General features: G+C 46.6%; 15 protein-coding genes. 5 read left to right on the forward strand and 10 right to left on the reverse strand.

The window, feature by feature from the left end:
* Positions 1-193: 193 nt before the first annotated feature.
* Entirely contained in the window at positions 194-1,426 is a 1,233-nt protein-coding gene (gene tyrS, locus QZW47_RS02235; protein WP_293123404.1) for a tyrosine--tRNA ligase, read from the reverse strand.
* Positions 1,427-1,747: 321 nt separating this feature from the next.
* Between tyrS and QZW47_RS02240 the strand changes: the two genes are divergently transcribed.
* Positions 1,748-3,667, forward strand: coding sequence for a transglycosylase domain-containing protein (locus QZW47_RS02240; RefSeq protein WP_293123126.1), 1,920 nt, complete (start codon positions 1,748-1,750; stop codon positions 3,665-3,667).
* A gap of 191 nt (positions 3,668-3,858) precedes the next feature.
* Here the strand turns inward: QZW47_RS02240 and QZW47_RS02245 are convergent, their stop codons facing one another.
* From QZW47_RS02245 to QZW47_RS02255, 3 genes are all read right to left on the reverse strand, one after another.
* Complete coding sequence (locus tag QZW47_RS02245) at positions 3,859-4,182, reverse strand: DUF1825 family protein (protein ID WP_006632589.1); 324 nt, start codon at positions 4,180-4,182, stop codon at positions 3,859-3,861.
* Between the two features lie 377 nt (positions 4,183-4,559).
* Positions 4,560-5,153 carry a signal peptidase I gene (gene lepB / locus QZW47_RS02250; protein ID WP_293123139.1) on the reverse strand — a complete coding sequence of 198 codons (594 nt, stop codon included), beginning with the start codon at positions 5,151-5,153 and terminating at the stop codon, positions 4,560-4,562.
* Between the two features lie 792 nt (positions 5,154-5,945).
* Positions 5,946-8,423 (reverse strand): ATP-dependent Clp protease ATP-binding subunit, encoded by a 2,478-nt coding sequence (locus QZW47_RS02255; protein WP_293123142.1) that lies wholly within the window; start codon positions 8,421-8,423, stop codon positions 5,946-5,948.
* 182 nt (positions 8,424-8,605) lie between these two features.
* On the opposite strand from QZW47_RS02255, the gene QZW47_RS02260 reads away from it, so the two are divergent.
* Positions 8,606-8,809: a hypothetical protein gene (locus QZW47_RS02260; RefSeq protein WP_293123145.1), complete on the forward strand. Its 204-nt coding sequence runs from the start codon at positions 8,606-8,608 to the stop codon at positions 8,807-8,809.
* A gap of 212 nt (positions 8,810-9,021) precedes the next feature.
* On the opposite strand, the gene QZW47_RS02265 is transcribed toward QZW47_RS02260, so the two are convergent.
* The 5 genes from QZW47_RS02265 to rimI all read right to left on the reverse strand — a co-directional run bounded on the left by QZW47_RS02265 (position 9,022) and on the right by rimI (position 14,341).
* Entirely contained in the window at positions 9,022-10,731 is a 1,710-nt protein-coding gene (locus tag QZW47_RS02265) for an alpha/beta fold hydrolase (protein WP_293123148.1), read from the reverse strand.
* A gap of 38 nt (positions 10,732-10,769) precedes the next feature.
* A complete protein-coding gene (locus tag QZW47_RS02270) occupies positions 10,770-11,297 on the reverse strand; it encodes a hypothetical protein (RefSeq protein WP_293123151.1) in 528 nt (175 codons plus the stop codon).
* Positions 11,298-11,591: 294 nt separating this feature from the next.
* The gene (locus QZW47_RS02275; protein ID WP_293123154.1) at positions 11,592-12,122 is read right to left on the reverse strand and encodes a hypothetical protein; all 531 of its coding nucleotides are present in this window, start codon (positions 12,120-12,122) and stop codon (positions 11,592-11,594) included.
* Between the two features lie 416 nt (positions 12,123-12,538).
* Positions 12,539-13,093: a hypothetical protein gene (locus QZW47_RS02280; protein ID WP_293123157.1), complete on the reverse strand. Its 555-nt coding sequence runs from the start codon at positions 13,091-13,093 to the stop codon at positions 12,539-12,541.
* A gap of 591 nt (positions 13,094-13,684) precedes the next feature.
* The gene (gene rimI / locus QZW47_RS02285) at positions 13,685-14,341 is read right to left on the reverse strand and encodes a ribosomal protein S18-alanine N-acetyltransferase (RefSeq protein WP_293123160.1); all 657 of its coding nucleotides are present in this window, start codon (positions 14,339-14,341) and stop codon (positions 13,685-13,687) included.
* A gap of 111 nt (positions 14,342-14,452) precedes the next feature.
* Between rimI and lysA the strand changes: the two genes are divergently transcribed.
* The 3 genes from lysA (at position 14,453) to QZW47_RS02300 (ending at position 17,714) form a co-directional block, all read left to right on the forward strand.
* A complete protein-coding gene (gene lysA, locus QZW47_RS02290; protein WP_293123163.1) occupies positions 14,453-15,877 on the forward strand; it encodes a diaminopimelate decarboxylase in 1,425 nt (474 codons plus the stop codon).
* A 176-nt stretch (positions 15,878-16,053) separates the two neighbouring features.
* Positions 16,054-16,947, forward strand: a complete 894-nt coding sequence (cdaA, locus tag QZW47_RS02295) for a diadenylate cyclase CdaA (protein ID WP_293123166.1) — start codon at positions 16,054-16,056, stop codon at positions 16,945-16,947.
* 20 nt (positions 16,948-16,967) lie between these two features.
* Positions 16,968-17,714, forward strand: coding sequence for an isoprenyl transferase (locus QZW47_RS02300; RefSeq protein ID WP_293123169.1), 747 nt, complete (start codon positions 16,968-16,970; stop codon positions 17,712-17,714).
* 204 nt (positions 17,715-17,918) lie between these two features.
* Here QZW47_RS02300 and QZW47_RS02305 read toward each other — a convergent pair whose 3' ends face one another.
* Entirely contained in the window at positions 17,919-18,191 is a 273-nt protein-coding gene (locus QZW47_RS02305) for a DUF3143 domain-containing protein (RefSeq protein ID WP_293123172.1), read from the reverse strand.
* Positions 18,192-18,259 lie beyond the last annotated feature (68 nt).

The raw sequence follows: 18,259 nt of genomic DNA on the forward strand, positions 1-18,259 counted from the left end.
GTCCTCACTACGAACTTTTAAGAAGGACTGAAGTCCTCATTACGAACTTTTAAGAAGGACTGAAGTCCTCACTACGAACTTTTAAGAAGGACTGAGGACTGAAGTCCTCATTGCGAACTTTTAAGAAGGACTGAAGTCCTCACTACGAACTTTTAAGAAGGACTGAAGTCCTCACTACGAACCTTGGATGAAATTATACGATTAAGCGGACAAACTTATTTTTGCCTACTTGCAAAACTTTACCGCATAAATCAGCAGGTGATTCAAATGTCTGATTGACATCAGATACTTTATCGCCCTCTAACTTTACTCCGCCGCCTTGCATTAACTTCCGCGCGTCGCCGCTGCTTTTACAAAGCCCGCTAGCACTCAGAATATAAAACAACTTAGCCGGAAACTGCACGTTTGCCAAGGAAAACTCCGCCACCGCATCAGCTTGTCCTGCTGCACCTTTCACCAGTGCGATCGCATCTTGTTGTGCGCGATCGCCCGCTGCTTTCCCAAAATACTGACTTACCACATCCACAGCCAAAAGTTTCTGTTTTTCTCGCGGATTTTCCGGCAGTTCATCAAGGGGCAAATTTGTCAATAGTTCAAAATACTGGGCGATCGAGCGATCGGCAATTTTCTCCAACTTAGAATACATCGTCAGCGGATCTTCCGACAAACCGACATAATTATTCAAAGACTTCGACATCTTCTGTACGCCGTCAGTCCCAATCAAAATCGGCATCAGCAAACCAAACTGCGGTTTCATCCCAAAATGTCGCTGCAAATCTCTCCCCACGGCAATATTAAACTTTTGGTCAGTTCCGCCCAACTCTACATCCGCCTCCAATGCCACGGAATCGTAACCCTGCATTAGTGGATACAGAAACTCATGCAGGAAAATCGCATTTTCCTGCTGCATCCTGTTATCAAATCCCTCTTTAGCGAGCATCTGCTGCACCGTCATGGTCTTTAGCAGTTCCAAAACCTTCGCCAAGTCCAATTTGGGCAACCACTCGGAGTTATAGCGAATTTCCAGGCGTCCGGGCGTGTCAAAATCTAGAATCGGACGCACTTGGTCTAAATAAGTTTTGGCATTTTCTGCCACTTGTTCGGCTGTTAACTGGCTTCTTGCCTCCGATTTTCCAGTCGGATCGCCAATTCTTGCGGTAAAATCTCCGATGACCAGTACCGCTGTGTGACCTGCATCCTGAAACGCCCGCAGCTTGCGGACACAAATGCTGTGCCCCAGGTGAATGTCCGCCCCTGTGGGGTCGATTCCCAGTTTGACTCGCAACGGTCGATCGACTTTTGCCAGCAGTTGGGCCAGATTTTCGTCAGGGTTGCTAGAATCAGGTCGATCGGGAAAAATCTCGCTGATGCCACGGTATATCGCTGAAAGGTTAGGAGAAATCATAGGAGAGCGATCGTCCATCATTATATTTTGCCAAAGTGCAGCAGAATTAGTTAAACTCACTGATTGACACATAAACACACAACTATCAAGCTACTATAATTCCAAAGCCGATCGGCTTTGATTAGCAAACCCATCCTGAAATGGATACAAGCCCCCACCCTATCACTGTGGAGAACTCACAATTTTAGACTAAGGTTCAAACTCCTAAATTCATCTGTAGAGAAAACCTAAAATCTAAAATCTAAAATCTAAAATCTAAAATCGATAGACTGACAGCCTCCAGGGTTGCCATCTAAAATTAAAAGTCTTAAACCCCAAATCGAATGAGGAAGTGAAATCCACGTGTCAACCAACGCAGTCCGCAAAAATACGGAAAACCCAGCCCCTGTATTCGAGTTTGTTCAGTCAGTCAGCAAAGTGACAGCCGGAACCATACTCAGCATGACAATGCTTGCCAGTTCCGTACTAGCTGGCGGACTGGTTGGCTTAGCTATCAGCTTCCGCAACTTGCCAGATGTTCGCATCTTGCAAACCTACTCTCCCACCGAAACTACCCACATTTACGACATCAACGGCCGACCCCTAGCCAGCATCCACGATGAAGCAAACCGCGATGTCGTACCCCTTGACAAAATCTCCCCGAACCTGAAACGGGCCGTAATGGCGATCGAAGATAGCAACTTCTTCACCCACAAAGGTATCAACCCCGGCGGGATAGCCAGAGCTCTCATCGTCAACCTAGAGAAAGGTAGAACTGTTGAAGGCGGCTCGACTATGACGATGCAGCTCGTCAAGAACTTGTTTCTATCTCCCCAGTCAAAATTCAGCCGCAAGATAGCTGAAGCGGTAATGTCTATCCGCTTGGAACAAATTCTCAACAAAGACCAAATTCTGCAACTGTACCTGAATCAAATTTATTTAGGTCACAACTTGTACGGCGTAGAGACAGCTTCTAGAAGCTATTTCAACAAGTCAGCCGAGAATTTGAGTCTTGCCGAAGCAGCAATGCTGGCCGGCTTAATTTCCGCCCCCGAAGAATACAGTCCTTTCGTCAATTACAAGCTGGCAAAAGAGCGGCAGGAAATCGTTTTAACCCGGATGAAGGAACTCAAATGGATTACGGCGGCTGAAGAGACTACCGCCCGCTCCCAAAAAATTAAGCTCGGCAAAATTACCTCTTTTGGCGGTTCTCAAGTTCCTTACGTCACGCAAGCCGTAGTTCAAGAGCTGACACGGCGTTTCGGGCGAGATGCGGTGCTCAAGGGCGGAATGCGCGTTCAAACCACGATCGACCTCAAAATGCAGCGCATCGCCGAAGAAACCGTCAAAGCGTGGCACGATCGACTTTACTACCAAGGACTTTTTTACGATCGCGACCAAGGTCAAATTGCCCTAGCAGCCGTCGATCCCCGCACCCACTTCGTCAAAGCCATGGTTGGCGGCGTCGATTACCAAAAGAGTGAGTTCAACCGCGCCATTCAAGCACGCCGCCAACCCGGATCTTCTTTTAAGCCTTTCATCTACTACGCTGCCTTTGCTAGTGGCAAATACGGCCCTGATTCTGTTGTCTACGACTCTCCTGTCGGCTACCGCGACGGCGACGGCTACTACTACCCTCAAAACTACGGCGGCGGCTTCTCCGGTGCCGTCAGCATCCGCAGAGCTTTAGAAGTATCACTGAACATTCCCGCCGTCAAGCTCGGCCAAGAAGTCGGATTGAATAAAGTAATTGAGATTTGCCGGGTGCTCGGCATCAGAAGTCCCATGGAACCCGTGGTTTCTTTGCCCTTGGGTGCCGTTGACTTGACTCCTTTAGAAATGGCCGGAGCTTTTGCTACCTTCGCTAACAACGGCTGGCATTCTGACACCACCTTTATCGTGCAAGTCACTGACAGCAGTGGCAACGTCTTGCTCGACAACACACCCAAGCCGAAATTAGTTCTCAATGCCTGGGCTGCGGCATCTGTCAACAGCGCCCTGCAAGGAGTAATTTACAACGGTACTGCCAAGGCAGCCCAACTCGGACGGCCGGCCGCTGGGAAAACTGGTACAACTTCCTCAGAACGGGATATCTGGTTTGTAGGCTACGTGCCGCAGTTGTCAGTGGCTGTTTGGATAGGCAACGACGATTACACACCTATGAGCTACGGTGCGACTGGCGGTACTATTGTTGCCCCAGTTTGGCGCGATTTTATGAGCCAAGCTTTGCAGGGAGTTCCTGAAGAAGATTTCAAACCTGCTTCGTCTTTTGAACGACCTTAGTCCTGCCGTCATTGGTCATTGGTCATTAGTCATTGGTCATTAGTCATTAGTCCTGCCGTCATTAGTCATTGGTCATTAGTTGACAATTACCAATTACTTCCTTCCATCAGATGAAAACTGCCAACTGCCAACTGCCAACTGCCAACTGTCAACTGTCAACTGCCAACTGCCAACTGTCAACTGTCAACTGTTTATGATTGTTTTTCCAGTTCAGATTTCATCCGCTCCAGCGTTGAGTTCATTTGCTCAAACATCTGCTGGGGCGTGATGCCAAATTGATTGAGCTGTGTTTTTAACTGCTCTACGGTCATCTGAGCCATGAAGTCCTCAGACAACTCGAAGCGCTTCATAAAAATACGGTAGCGCTCCATCATTGACTCCATCTGAGCGATGAACATTTTCTTGCCTTCGCGATCGAATTTACCGTAATTGCCACCTAGTTTGATGAGAGATTGATAGTCTTCAAACAACAGCTTGGCTTCTTGCTGAACAATTTCTGAATCAAAAAATCCCATAATTTTCTTACCTAATTTTTTAATATGCAACTAATTTTGAGCGACCCGGGAAATCCCGCTGCTTTTGCTACTATTTTATCAGTTGCCCGAGTAAGTCCCTACCCCTCAAAGCGCAAGAATCAGTAGAAATTTCCGTACAGAAGAGGGGGAGAGGGGGATAGTTGGGGAGAATTGCCCAATTCCCAATTCCCAATGCCCTTCACATTTATCCGTGAAATCCCGTACCTTGTTCGTTGGCCGAGCTTCCATCTTCCATCTTCCTCCTAACTAATGACTAATGACTAATGACTAATGACCTGTTTGACCAATGACCACCCTTATGCTTCGCGGGCGAGGGTAAAATGACCTGTTTGACCAATGACTAATGACCAATGACTTCAAAGTGGCCCGATGCGTTCTAGCGGCCAAAATCTCACCACAGCGCGGCCGATGATATTCTTCTTAGGTAAAAATCCCCACCTGCTGGAGTCGTTGCTATTATTGCGGTTGTCTCCCATGACGAAGTATTGATTTTCCGGCACGACATAGGGCCCCCACTGGTATTTAGGAGGTTCAGCAATATATTTTTCGACGAGGGGTTTGTCGTTGAGATAAACTAAACCTTTTTTAACCGCGACGGTTTGACCCGGTAAGCCAATTACCCGTTTGATAAATGCTTGGTCTTCGGTAAATCCCTGTTCTTGCAACTGTTCCGGCGGCGCAAATACTACGATGTCACCAGTTTTTGGAGGTTCGAGGTAGTAGGAGATTTTTTCGACTACGACGCGATCGCCCACGTGGAGAGTTGGTAGCATAGAATCTGAGGGTATGAAGCGGGGTTCCGCGACCAAAGATCTAATCAGTATTGCTAAACCCAAAGCAATAATCACTATCTGAAGATTTTCTCGCTGCGAATTCCAAGCTTTCTGCCACCATGTTTCAGCCTGCACTTCTGCTACTTCTGTAGCTAAATTCTTTTTTTCGGATGTCATTGAGTCCTCGCTATATAATTGCCACAAATTATCTAATAAGTTGTAAAGACATTCAAATTGTATGTCAAGAAACAATCAGCCCGAAGATTCAATTTAAATGCTCTACAGCTTACCTTTGAAATATATCGCTGTTAATTATTAGACTGGAATTGCAAAAGAATGCAAACTATCTTACAATTATCTGCGTTTATTTGCGTTTGTCTGTGGTTTCCCTATCCATCAAATATTGATGTAATATCATGTCCGGTCGATTAACATAACAAAAACGGTTCGTAGTGCGGACTTTAGTCCGCAACCTAGCCGGACTAAAGTCCGCACTACGAACCAATTAATTTTATCATTATCAATCAACCGTACCCGATATAATAAGTATCCTCCTGATATTAACTCTTGACACTCCCCGACTATCAAGGTACGGGGATTCTTAAGACATTTCTGTCGAAATATCCCTATTGCTAGGGTTCCCAGGCTGACTACGTTTGCACTAAAAAGTGCGTAGTCATATCTCCTAAAAAATGTTTTGGGCGTAGACTTTCCCCCAGTCCGGGGGTAGGTTTTTAAATCTTGTCTGATGTGTTTACTCTACCATATTCATTTGTGAAGATGGATTTTTTATTTTACTTAACAATGACAAAAAGCCGTCCTATAAGGACAGGGTTTTCAACCCAATTTTCTGATAAAAAAGGCAGAGAATTTGAATTCTCTACCTTTTTTATGCGAGGATTTTGAGTTATTTACGATCGCGCAATTTGCGATCTCAAAACTTTAATCGCGATCGCACGCCACTCAATCTTACTCAGCACCTTGGGGAAGCAATTCCCGCTTTTGGCCTTGCAGCACCTTGACAATTCCGTCATCGCCCACATCCACAACGGCGATATCACCGTCTTTGATGCGGCCAGACAGAATTTCCTCAGCCAAGCTGTCTTCCAACAACCGCATAATGGCGCGGCGCAGCGGTCGAGCTCCGTAGCTGGGGTTGTAGCCTTCTTCTACTAGCCGTTCCTTGAATTTTTCGGTCACTTCCAGAGTGATTCCCTGTTCAGTCAAGCGGCCGAACACTTCTTTGAGCATGATCACGGCAATTTCCTTGACTTCTTCCCTGTTCAACTGACGGAAGACGATAATTTCGTCAAGTCGGTTGAGGAATTCTGGGCGGAAGTAGTTCTTGAGTTCTTCGTTAACCAAAGAGCGAATGCGGTTGTAAGTAGCATCGGCTTGGTTGTCGCTGAACTCGAAACCGAGACCGCCACCACCTTTTTCGATGACCTTAGAACCGATGTTAGAAGTCATAATCAGCAGCGTGTTTTTGAAGTCCACGGTGCGACCTTTGGCATCTGTTAAGCGGCCGTCTTCCAATATTTGCAGGAGCATATTGAAGACATCGGGGTGGGCTTTTTCGATTTCGTCGAACAATACGACGGTATAAGGACGGCGGCGGACTGCTTCTGTGAGTTGGCCGCCTTCGTTGTAGCCGACGTAGCCGGGAGGAGAACCGATAAGTTTGGAGACGGTGTGACGTTCCATGTATTCGGACATATCCAACCGAATCATCGCGTCTTCGGAACCGAAGAAGTAGCCTGCTAGGGCTTTGGTAAGTTCGGTTTTGCCGACGCCTGTTGGCCCGGAGAAGATGAAACTGGCGATCGGGCGATTGGGATTTTTCAACCCAACGCGAGCGCGACGAATGGCGCGGGAAACAGCTTTCACTGCTTCTTCTTGACCGATCAAACGCTGGTGCAAGGTATCTTCCATGTGCAGCAGTTTTTCGGACTCAGATTCAGTTAGTTTGTTAACCGGTACGCCCGTCCAGCTTGCCACGATTTGGGCGATATCTTCTTCGGTAACTACTGGCGATGGGTCGGTGTCGCCACGGGCCGCCGAGTCGGTTTTTTTGGCTTGGGAAATAGCGCGAATTTCGGCTTTGATCGTCATTTCTCGATCGCGCAATTCCCCTGCTTTGTCAAAGTCTTGAGAACGCACCGCTTCGTCTTTATCCTTGAGGACTTGGCGGAGTTCCTTGTCAAGTTCCTTAGCTGCGGGGGGCAGTTGGGAGTTGATCAGGCGGACTCTGGAACCAGCTTCGTCTACCAAATCAATGGCTTTGTCTGGAAGGAAGCGGTCAGAGATATAGCGGTGAGAGAGTTTGGCTGCGGCTTCTAAGGCCGTGTCCAAGATTTTCAGCTTGTGGTGCTGTTCGTAGCGTTCCCGCAGGCCGAACAGAATCTCGATCGTCTCATCAACAGTCGGTTCGCCGACCATCACGGGCTGGAATCGACGCTCTAGGGCGGCATCGCGCTCGATGTGCTTGCGGTACTCATCAAGGGTTGTAGCGCCGATACACTGGAGTTCGCCTCTTGCCAAAGCCGGCTTGAGAATGTTAGCTGCGTCGATCGCGCCTTCCGCCGCACCAGCACCGATCAAAGTGTGTACTTCGTCAATCACCAAAATCACGTTACCCGCGGTGCGGATTTCGTCCATGATTTTTTTGAGGCGCTCTTCAAATTCGCCCCGGTACTTGGTACCGGCGACGAGAAGGCCGATGTCGAGGGTGACGACGCGCTTGTCTTCGAGAATATCTGGAATATCGTTATTAGCGATGCGCTGGGCCAGGCCTTCGGCGATCGCAGTTTTGCCAACTCCAGGTTCACCGATGAGCACCGGGTTATTCTTAGTACGGCGACCGAGGATTTGAATTACCCGTTCGATTTCTTTTTGCCGACCGACTACGGGGTCAAGCTTACCATCGACGGCCATTTGAGTCAGGTTAGATCCGAACTCATCGAGGGTTGGGGTTTTGGTGCGAGCACCGCCACCAGTGGCTGCGACTTCTGCGGTTTCTCCCAGCATCCGAATCACTTGGGTGCGGACTTTCGACAAGTCTACTCCCAGATTTTCCAGGACTCTAGCCGCGACTCCTTCACCTTCGCGGATCAGACCCAGCAGCAGGTGTTCAGTACCTATGTAATTGTGTCCGAGTTGGCGAGCTTCTTCGAGGGACAGTTCTAGAACCCGCTTAGCGCGAGGGGTGAACGGAATTTCGACTGCTACGAAGCCCGAACCGCGCCCGATAATTTTTTCGACCTCAATCCGAGCATCTTTGAGGTTAACCCCCATTGATTTGAGGACTTTCGCCGCAACTCCGGTTCCTTCCCCGATCAGACCCAAGAGGATCTGTTCTGTCCCTACGAAGTTGTGACCCAGGCGGCGAGCTTCTTCCTGGGCCAACATGATTACTTTTATTGCTTTTTCTGTGAAGCGTTCAAACATGGTTTATTCCCACCTGCTATGTGCCCGTTTTGAGGTCACGCTCGCACAACGAGCGCTTTTGTTCGAGTGTTAACTCGTAATGCCAATTCTAGCGCGACACTCCCACCGCAAAAGCCGCACTCGGCTGCGGTTGCAGATTCCAGGCTCATGTTGCAGGGTGGCTTTCAACTGGGAAGACCCAAATGGTGGCTGACCTACAACCTCCCCTAGACTGCAAGAAGATTGCTCTTCTCGGCCTGTGCCCAACCTACGACTACGTATTGATGGATTCTAGCACAATCTTTTTTGCTCTTACGTGCGATCGCCAAGTCATAAATCTGGAAGTGTGTGGAGGTTGCTTCACGAGAGTTATGTGTTACGGGTGCGATCGAGCTTTTCGATGTTAATCCATTGCGCGAATCGCAGGGGAGTCAGAAACCGGGTTTTTGGAGAAAATCTTTCGCTGTAGCCGTCAAATTAATTGAAAAACCCGGTTTCTTTGGTCAGGAGTGCGTCCGGTGTAATTGTCACGCGCTTGGCTTAGCTCTCAAGTAGCGTTCCTCAACTTTGAGGATTTAAAATTCACAGCGGTCTCTACAAAACCGCATAAAAGTCAAGCCTAAAAGATCCTTGTCGGGAACTGTAGTTGCGAAGCCCACAAACCCTCAATCTTAGCAATCAATTCACCTCCAGCCCAGAGAAAGGTTTGAGTGATGAGGTTTTGTGCCTCAATATTCGTACCGCCCAAAATTACATCAGTTACTGGATTAAAGTTAACTATTTTGGCGTAATCATTTCCACCATTGGCTGAGTACCAATTTGTGGTGCGATCGCCAATATAAAATGCGTTTAGTCTGGCGCTAGGGTTGCCAATTAAAGTATCTACCTCATCACTAGACATTGTGTTGGTGTCTGTACCTTTGAGTAAGTTTAGACCCGTACCACCTTGTAGAACATCGTTGCCAGAACCCCCAAAAAACCTATTAGTGCCGTTTCCACCAGTCAGATAATCATTACCCCGATCGCCATAAATGTCATTAGTCCCATCTCCGCCATTAATGATGTCAATTCCCTCGCCGCCGTAGATGGTGTCATTACCTATACCAGCACCGAGAATATCATTACCGTCATCACCATATATCTGATTATTCCCATCTCCGCCATCAACCGTGTCATTTCCAGCCCCGCCGAAGATGATGTCATTACCTATGCCACCAAAAACAAGATCGTTGCCGTTACCAACATTATAAGTATGGTTGCCGTTGTTGTTGTAATATTTCGCAAAACTCCCACTTAATCTAAATTCGTCGTCTCTGTTAGTCCCATAGATGAAGCGATCGTTGATTCCGCCAGCAGCTTTAGCAGCAACCAGAAACAAAGGATTATCTTGAGCATCAACGGGAATCACTCCTTCATGCACTTGAAGAGAGTTAGGAGAATCTCCTTTATAGAAGTTTGGTCGAAATGGATGATTTGCCTGCGTGTCGTTCAAACCCAAAATATTTGTTGCTAAACGAGAATTGCCGGCTGCATCATTCACCAAATTTGTGTAGGCGGTCACGACACGACCGTGTTGAGCAGTGGTGTCTGCATTGGGGCCGAAGTCAAACAGGAAAGATTCCCTGGCCGTTCCAGCTTGAGCTTCATTTCCTGATACACTACTGATGCCATTAAAACTTCTTCTTGAAGCCGCAGCATTAAGATCTAAGCGTTTGATTGGGTCTGCAATTCCTCCCTTTTTATCTAATACGTATCCATTTGATAGGTCAGTATCGAAGCCATTAGTTGTATCGTATGGACTCACGGATCTTGCGCTATTTGATGCTGGGTCAAGGGCTGTAACCGAACCAACTTGACTCCCATAGGCAGTATTGAAAGTGGCGGCAAGTTCGCTGGCAAGGTGAGCACCAAGACTATGACCAACAATATTCAGTGCTGCGGCTGGCATTCCCCACTCAACAAGTTTGTTTTGGATTGCCGTTGCTACTGGGGTAATCCATGAACCAGACCTGTAAAGGTCTCCTCTCAAGATCCCTAATGTTGCATTATTTGTTGGGGTGCCACTCACTTGAGTCCAGTCAAGGGCTAAAACTGTATCGTTTGGGTTAGCATCATTGATGACTCTGGCTAGAGTTGCATCAAAAGAATCGCTGGGTGCTGTGAAACCAGGAATCAGCAACCATACTTTTTCACCAGTCCATCGATCCGCAGAGGGAAGGGAGAAGGGCGCACGGATATTTATTTGACGCTGACTTGGACTAAAAGCATTCGTAGGTGGTCTGTTAGTTTCACCACCTGTTACCAAAAACGGAGTATTTATCGATGTCATCGTCCATTCCTCTCAAGTTAAGTTCGTAAAGATGATTATTAGTTTGCCTTTTTAGACTTTCTCCACAAGTGAACTCCACCCAATCCCAAAAAAGCCAAAAATGAGGCCAAGGGGGAGGCGTTCTCTGGTACGGGAGTAGATTCAGGAGAAGATTCGTTAATTTCTAAGGTCACGATCCCCGAACCTTCAATAGTTCCATTTCGCAAGGCGTAAAGAAATATCTGGGAATCTAAGAACCCAAATGCGTCATTTCCAGATGCAGAAAAAAGTTGTAAGGCAAATTGAGTCGGAATTCCGTTAGAGAAAAATAAAACAGGAGCGTCTGGGAATTGGTCAACATCACTGGCCGTATAGGTGATAGGAGTTAAACCCTCCGCAAAGTCCAGAAATCTAAAGTTCAGAGATAGCAGTCCCGGTCGAGTTCCATTTCCACCATTGATGGTCATGGATTCCGAGCCCACTTTGGTTAGATGAGTATCGTCGTAAGCAAAGTCACCCGTGTAAACACCGCCCAAGTCCCCACCAGTGACGTTGACTTTGATTGTGCCTCCTATTGTAGCTGCCATAGCGGTCGCTCCTGGAAATGTGGATATTAAATATATCCCAAGGATAGCGGTCAGTCCAAATTTTATCTTCATTGGATATTCCTGATTTGAAAGGCTTCACCCACAGCAGCGAGTTTGTTTTCGTGTGTAGCAGCAATTAACGAAAACAACATCTTGAGATACAAATTAAAGCTTCTTATCGGTATTGTAAATCCGTAAATTTACTAGATTTATTTGCCAAAACAACTAAATACTTTAAAAGTCTAAGTAATTCTATTTACGCTCAGCTTCAAGTTAGGTTGGTAAAGATGATTATTAGTTTGCCTTTTTAGACTTTCTCCACAAGTGAACCCCACCCAAGCCCAAGAAAGCCAACAATGAGGCGAAGGGAGAAGAGTTCTCTGGTACAGGAGTAGGTTCAGTAGTAGGTTCAGTAATTTTTAAGGTAACAATCCCATCACCTCCATTAGTTCCATTCTGCAAGGCGAAAAAAAATGCCTTGGGATCTAAGAACCCAAATGCGTCATTTCCAGATTCAGAAAAAACTTGTAAGGCAAATTGAGTGGGAATTCCATTCTCGAAAAGCAAAACTGGAGCGTTTGGGAAGTTGTCCACATCATTGACCGTATAGGTAACAGGAGTTAATCCTGTTACAAAGTCGAGAAATCTAAAGTTAAAAGATAGCAGTCCCGGTCGAGTTCGGCTTCCACGACCATTGATGCTCATGGATTCTGAGCCGGCTTTGGTCAGGTATGTGTCGTCGTAGGCAAAGTCACCTGTGTAGACCCCCGCGAAGTCGCCCCCACTTACGTCAACCCTGATTGTGCCTCCTATTGTAGCTGCCATAGCGGTCGCTCCCCCTAATGTGGATATCAAATATGTTCCAAGGATAGCGGTCAGTCCATATTTTATGTTCATTAAATATTCCTGATTTGAAAGGCTTCACCCACAGCAGTGAGTTTGTTTTCGTGTGTAGCAGCAATTAACGAAAACAACATTTTGAGATACAAATTAAAGCTTCTTATCGGGATTGTAAATCCGTAAATTTACTAGAGTTTTTGATTCAAAATCACGAAATATTGTGAAAATCTCAGTAATTAAATCTACGCCGTGCTCTCAAAAGACTCGGCGCGCGAATATTTATTTGACGCTGACTTGGACTAAAAGCATTCGTAGGTGGTCTGTTAGTTTCGCCACTTGTCACCAAAAACGGAGTATCTATGACTGCCATTGTCTATGCCTCTCAAATTAGGTTATAAAGATTATTTTTTGGGCTTTTTCGACTTGATCGACAAGGGAACTCTACCCAAGCCCAAAAAGGCTAACAATGAGGTAAAAGGGGAGAAATTCTCCAATACAGCAGTAGGTTCATTAATTTCTAAGGTCACAGTCCCCTGACCTTGAATAGCTCCATTTCGCAATACAAAGTAAAATATCCCAGGATCTCCAAACATAAATCCGTTATTTCCACCCCAAACTCCAAGATCGTTATTTCCAGCAAGAATACTATGCAAGCAAAATTGACTGGGAAGTCCGTTCTCGAAAGCTAAAACAGCACAGTTCGAGAAGTCTAAAACCTCATTTTCTGTATAGGTGACAAGAGTTGAGCCTCTAGCAAAGTCCAGAAATCTCAATTTAAAAGATAGCAGTCCCGGTCGATTTCCATTTGCACCACTAATATCCATGACCTCCGTGCCGACTTTGGTCAGATGTGTATCATCGTAGGAAAAGTCACCAGTGTAGACACCCGCGAATTTGGGATCGTTGACGTAGGCGACATCGACGTTGACTTTGATTGTGCCTGTGATTGTCGCCATAACGGTCGAGGCTCCTCATGTGGTAAATATGTCCCAAGGATAGCGGTAAGTCCATATTTTATGTTCATTAGATATTCCTGCTTTGAAATGCTTTACCCACAGTAGTGAGTTTGTTTGGGTGCATCTCAATGAAGGCAAATATGTTTGTAGGGGCGAAGCATGACCGTAGTCAATATGGGATTGTAACTAATAACTTATATGCGGTCATGCTTCGCCCTCTTCAAAAGTGAGATGCACCCGTTTGTTTTCGTGTGTAGCAGCAATTAACGTAAACAACATCTTGAGATAGAGATTAAAGCTTTTTTGCCGTATTTCAATCCGTAAATTTACTAGAAATTACGCACTCCGAACCAATAAACTGGGTTTTACGAAACCTACTGGTTGCAACGAATTATTGTTGTAAAAACCCGGTTTATTGGCGTTCACGCAGAATATCAACTATGCTCGATCGGAATTAATATGACCCGAAATTTGGAGACGGCAGTACCGTTTTCATAGAATTAATTGAGGTAGAAGAATGGCATTATCATGTCCTAATTTCGGTGGTATCGAAATTGATAGAACTCTGATTGAATTCTTGAAAAATTACACTCAAAAATCAAAACTATCGATCGCCCCTTGCCAGTTTTTCTGCCGCAGCCGATCGCAAATTTTCACTTTTTCATTCGCCAAATATTGCTGAAATTCGGGTTTTTCAATGCCGCTGCGCCACATAATCGCAGCATCTTCTCCGGTGTCTGGGTAGTATCTTTTTCGCCGTCCAGCTTCCTTAAAGCCAAATTTGTGGTACAGAGACAGTGCGACAGCATTAGAGGCTCGCACTTCTAAAGTTGCCCTTTCTAGCTGTCTGCGGTTTGCCGATTTTAGCAAAGCCCAAAGCAGAGCTTGTCCCAAACCCTGACCTTGAAAGCGCGGATCGATCGCCAAAATGGTAATGTGAGCTTCTTCTAAAATTGCCCACAGACAACCCAAACCGATGAGAATTTGGGGCATTTTTAGGGGTTCTCCCCCCGTACTCACCGGGTTTTGGGAGGTGAAAATATCAACAGACTCAAGTTCGCTGTCCAATTTTGCCGATCGGCAGTCCCCGGTTGCGGATGCCCACAAACCCAGTAAATCGCTATTAGGACTATCTAACTCGCGCCTGTAGCCTTCGATCGTCCAAAGTCCGCCAAAACAGAGGCGATCGAGCTCTACTGCACTGTTGAGGTGTTCGGCGGCGAGATGTTTGATTCCGAGAAAAGGCACAGGGGATTTTAGATTTAATAATTACTCAAAAGCATCAATCTGGGCGCTGATGACCCAATTGCTTGCCGTCAATTGTACACTGGAGAACACAGTAAGGATAGTTATTGCGCGATGGTATTAACTCAATCTATCGAAAAAGTGGAATCTGGACTTCAGTATCTGTCTAAGTCTCAAGAACCCAGGGAAAGTCGATCGCCCAATCAAGAGCTTTTACCGCTGACAGCCAGCGTCAACAGTAAGAATCATTTGGAAATAGGAGGCTGCGACGTAACAGACTTGGTAGAGAAATTTGGCTCGCCACTGTACATCTTAGACGAAGAAACGCTGCGGGCGACCAGCCGCCAGTACCGAGAGGCTTTTAAGCGGTACTATCCGGGCGAATCTCAAGCGATCTATGCTTCTAAGGCTTGGAGTTGTTTGGCTGTTTGCGCGATCGTCGCGGACGAAGGTTTAGGTATAGATGTAGTATCTGCCGGAGAAATTAAGACAGCACTAAAAGCTGGCGTGAATCCCGACAAAATCTATTTTCACGGGAATAACAAATCCCGCGAGGAAATCAAACTAGCTGTCACCAGTGGCTGCACGATCATCGCAGATAATTGGTGGGATTTAGAGAATCTAGCAGAGTTGGCAAAATTGGGTGTCAGTCACAAAGCTGGTGAGCGGATACGAGTTATGGTCAGGTTTACGCCTGGAATTGAGTGTCACACTCACGACTACATTAAAACTGGTCAAATCGACAGTAAATTTGGATTCGATCCCAACTCCCTCAAGGATGTTTTCATTTACCTCAACAAGCAGCCGTCTTTATCCTGCGTCGGATTACACGCTCACATTGGCTCTCAGATTTTTGAAGTGAAACCCCACCACGATTTAGCAGATGTGATCGTTAAGGCTTTCAAAGCAGCAATTGGGCAAGGGTTGAAGCCGACAGAAATTAATATTGGCGGTGGGTTGGGTATTCGCTATACTGAATCCGACGATCCTCCAAGCATAGATGATTGGGCTAAGACAGTCTGCGACGCAATGGTAGCAGCTTGCAACAATAATGAGAAGTTGCCATTACCGAAATTGCTTTGCGAACCGGGTAGATCGCTCGTGGGTTCAGCCTGCGTCACCGCTTATACGGTGGGCGCTAAAAAAGTCATTCCAGGAATCCGGACGTATTTATCGGTGGATGGCGGTATGTCGGACAATCCCCGTCCAATTACCTACCAATCAGTTTATCGAGTCCTCGCAGCCAACAAAATGTCTGCTGAGTTAACGGAAACAGTGACAGTTGCTGGCAAACACTGCGAATCAGGCGATATTCTGATAAAAGATGCTAAGTTGCCAGAGTGTCAGTCGGGAGATATTCTCGTCGTTACGGCTACAGGGGCATACAATTACAGCATGGCTTCTAACTACAACCGAGTCCCCAGACCGGCAGCGGTTTTGGTGAAAGATGGGAAAGTTGACACGATCGTAGAGCGGGAAACTGACGAGGATTTGCTGAGGTTCGATCGCCTTCCTGAAAGACTCGGAACTAAAAAGTAAGAAGTAAAACATAAAAAGTAAAAAGTAAGATGATTCATTGGGATTTCTTGATGATTGTTTTTAAACTTTTTACTTTTGGCTTGTTCAGTCACGCGATTGGAATAACAACTGTTCATGGTTCACGGGTTTGAGTGCATCATAGTTCGCGGTTCACAGGCGGTAAGGTTCGATGAACCATGAACAATCAACAATCTGGCTATGACTTTGGCCTCATTCAGTCCTTATTGATTCAGGCGATCGATATTGGACTGGTATTTGCCCTTGCGTATTTGGTGCTCGTCATTGTCGGGGAGCGCCGGACGCTTTGGATGGTACGGGGATTTATTATTTTGATGCTGGCGGCGGCGGTGAGTAACTGGGCTGGATTGAGGCTGTTGCACGTGGCGCTCAACAGCTTGGTAACGGGTTCTGCTGTGGCAATGGCGGTAATATTACAGTCGGAGTTTCGCCGATTTCTGGAACAATTGGGTCGGGGGGAAATTATACAACTGTTTGGACGCGATCGCCGACCAACTCCAGAACCAGACAGCGTAATAGATGAAATTGTGGACGCAGTAAAAGAACTTTCGCAAAACCGCACGGGCGCTTTATTAATTGTAGAAACAGATTCTCCGATCGACGATCGGGATTTTTCAGTTCCGGGAGTGAAGCTAAATGCGGAAGTCTCTAAGGAATTGTTGCAAACTATCTTTCAGCCGCAAACTTTGCTGCACGATGGGGCTGTTTTGATTCGGGCTTCGCGGATCGTGTCGGCTGGGGTAATTTTGCCTTTGTCGGATCGCAGCGCCTCGCGGCAGTTGGGAACCCGCCACCGGGCAGCGATGGGGATTACGGAACGGGTGCAAGCTTGCGTGTGCGTCGTGGTGTCGGAGGAAACGGGTTCGATTTCTCTGGCGCAGATGGGAACTTTAAATCGACCTTTGACTAGCAGCAAACTTAAGGAATTGCTGGAAGCAAAGCTGTTTCCGTCGGATGGAGAAAGAGTGGTGACTCCAATTCCCATCGGCAGTCTCGGACGGCAGATAGGATTGAAGGGAGTGACACTGTTAAAACGGATACTGCGCCGTTAGTCTGGTAATCGGGAGAAACCATGAGTCAAGGAATTTGCTTGGAAAAGTTGCCTGCTGATCTAAAACTAGAATTACTGCCTAAGCACATAGCAGTGATTATGGACGGGAACGGGCGCTGGGCTAAGAATAAGGGGTTGCCGCGGATTGCGGGACACCGCCGAGGGGCTAGCGCTCTCAAAGAACTGCTGCGCTGCTGCAAAGATTGGGGGATTCCAGCTTTAACGGCCTATGCTTTTTCGACGGAGAATTGGGGGCGGCCGGCTGGGGAGGTGGACTTTTTGATGAGTTTGTTTGAGGGCAAGCTGCGGCAAGAATTGCGGGAGATGGTGGACGAGGACGTGCAAATTCAATTTATGGGGGATTTGCTGGCTTTGCCGAAGTCTTTGCAGGCGGAAATCGAGCGTTCTGTTACCGCAACTCAGCACAATCAGGGGATTCTGTTTCGGGTGGCGACGAATTACGGTGGCCGCCAGGAGATTGTACAAGCTTGTCGGGCGATCGCCACTCAAGTACAAGAGGGCAAGTTGCAGCCAGAGGAGATTGATGAGGTTTTATTTAAACGCTATTTGTATACTGCTGATGTTTGCGATCCGGATTTGCTGATTCGGACGAGCGGGGAAATGCGGCTGAGCAATTTTCTGCTGTGGCAAATGGCTTATTCGGAAATTTACATTACTGAGACGCTGTGGCCGGATTTCGATCGATCGGAATTTCACCGCGCTTTGTCTGATTATCAGCAGCGCAGCCGCCGATTTGGCAAAGTCTAACGATTTTGGATTTTGGATTTTAGATTAATTTTTCAGTTTGCAATTAGGTATTGATTCTGAAGTATATTCATCAATCTAAAATCTAAAAACGATTTTGGAATTTTGGATTTTGGATTTTAGATTAATTTTTCAGTTTGCAATTAGGTATTGATTCTGAAGTATATTCATCAATCTAAAATCTAAAATCGCAAATCTAAAATCTAATTAGGGGCCTGAGAAAACGGCATCTTCAATGTCGTGACGCGAGAGGGAGTATTTGAAGGCTCGCTGAATGTCTTGGCCGTCGGCTCCGGCGTCAATATAGCGGACAGTGAGTTGGTCGATATCGAGGGAGAGTTCTGCTTTCCAGGTAGGTCGATCGATCTGCCAGCAGTGGAGTTCTCGCCGATCTTGCTGGCAGCCGCGGCTTTTTAGCCACTGCTCGATTTCTGGCAGTGGATGGCTATACAAAGGAGTGTCAGCGGAAGGAAGAGTCATAGGATTTTAGATTTTAGATTTTAGATTTTAGATGGGGGGATTCGGGGATTTGGGAATTGGGGATTTGA

Origin of the sequence: Microcoleus sp. bin38.metabat.b11b12b14.051 (assembly GCF_013299165.1) — a bacterium.
In the GTDB taxonomy this organism is placed as follows: Bacteria; Cyanobacteriota; Cyanobacteriia; order Cyanobacteriales; family Microcoleaceae; genus Microcoleus.

What these genes read in the sequence shown, in the direction of transcription:
- lysA (WP_293123163.1), top strand. Translation starts at nt 14,453, where the DNA reads ATGGTATTAACTCAATCTATCGAAAAAGTGGAATCTGGACTTCAGTAT.
- QZW47_RS02260 (WP_293123145.1), top strand. Translation starts at nt 8,606, where the DNA reads ATGGTGGCTGACCTACAACCTCCCCTAGACTGCAAGAAGATTGCTCTT.
- QZW47_RS02275 (WP_293123154.1), bottom strand. Translation starts at nt 12,122, where the DNA reads ATGGCAGCTACAATAGGAGGCACAATCAGGGTTGACGTAAGTGGGGGC.
- QZW47_RS02245 (WP_006632589.1), bottom strand. Translation starts at nt 4,182, where the DNA reads ATGGGATTTTTTGATTCAGAAATTGTTCAGCAAGAAGCCAAGCTGTTG.
- cdaA (WP_293123166.1), top strand. Translation starts at nt 16,054, where the DNA reads ATGAACAATCAACAATCTGGCTATGACTTTGGCCTCATTCAGTCCTTA.
- QZW47_RS02300 (WP_293123169.1), top strand. Translation starts at nt 16,968, where the DNA reads ATGAGTCAAGGAATTTGCTTGGAAAAGTTGCCTGCTGATCTAAAACTA.
- QZW47_RS02305 (WP_293123172.1), bottom strand. Translation starts at nt 18,191, where the DNA reads ATGACTCTTCCTTCCGCTGACACTCCTTTGTATAGCCATCCACTGCCA.
- QZW47_RS02280 (WP_293123157.1), bottom strand. Translation starts at nt 13,093, where the DNA reads ATGGCGACAATCACAGGCACAATCAAAGTCAACGTCGATGTCGCCTAC.
- QZW47_RS02265 (WP_293123148.1), bottom strand. Translation starts at nt 10,731, where the DNA reads ATGACATCGATAAATACTCCGTTTTTGGTAACAGGTGGTGAAACTAAC.
- QZW47_RS02270 (WP_293123151.1), bottom strand. Translation starts at nt 11,297, where the DNA reads ATGGCAGCTACAATAGGAGGCACAATCAAAGTCAACGTCACTGGTGGG.
- QZW47_RS02255 (WP_293123142.1), bottom strand. Translation starts at nt 8,423, where the DNA reads ATGTTTGAACGCTTCACAGAAAAAGCAATAAAAGTAATCATGTTGGCC.
- lepB (WP_293123139.1), bottom strand. Translation starts at nt 5,153, where the DNA reads ATGACATCCGAAAAAAAGAATTTAGCTACAGAAGTAGCAGAAGTGCAG.
- tyrS (WP_293123404.1), bottom strand. Translation starts at nt 1,426, where the DNA reads ATGATGGACGATCGCTCTCCTATGATTTCTCCTAACCTTTCAGCGATA.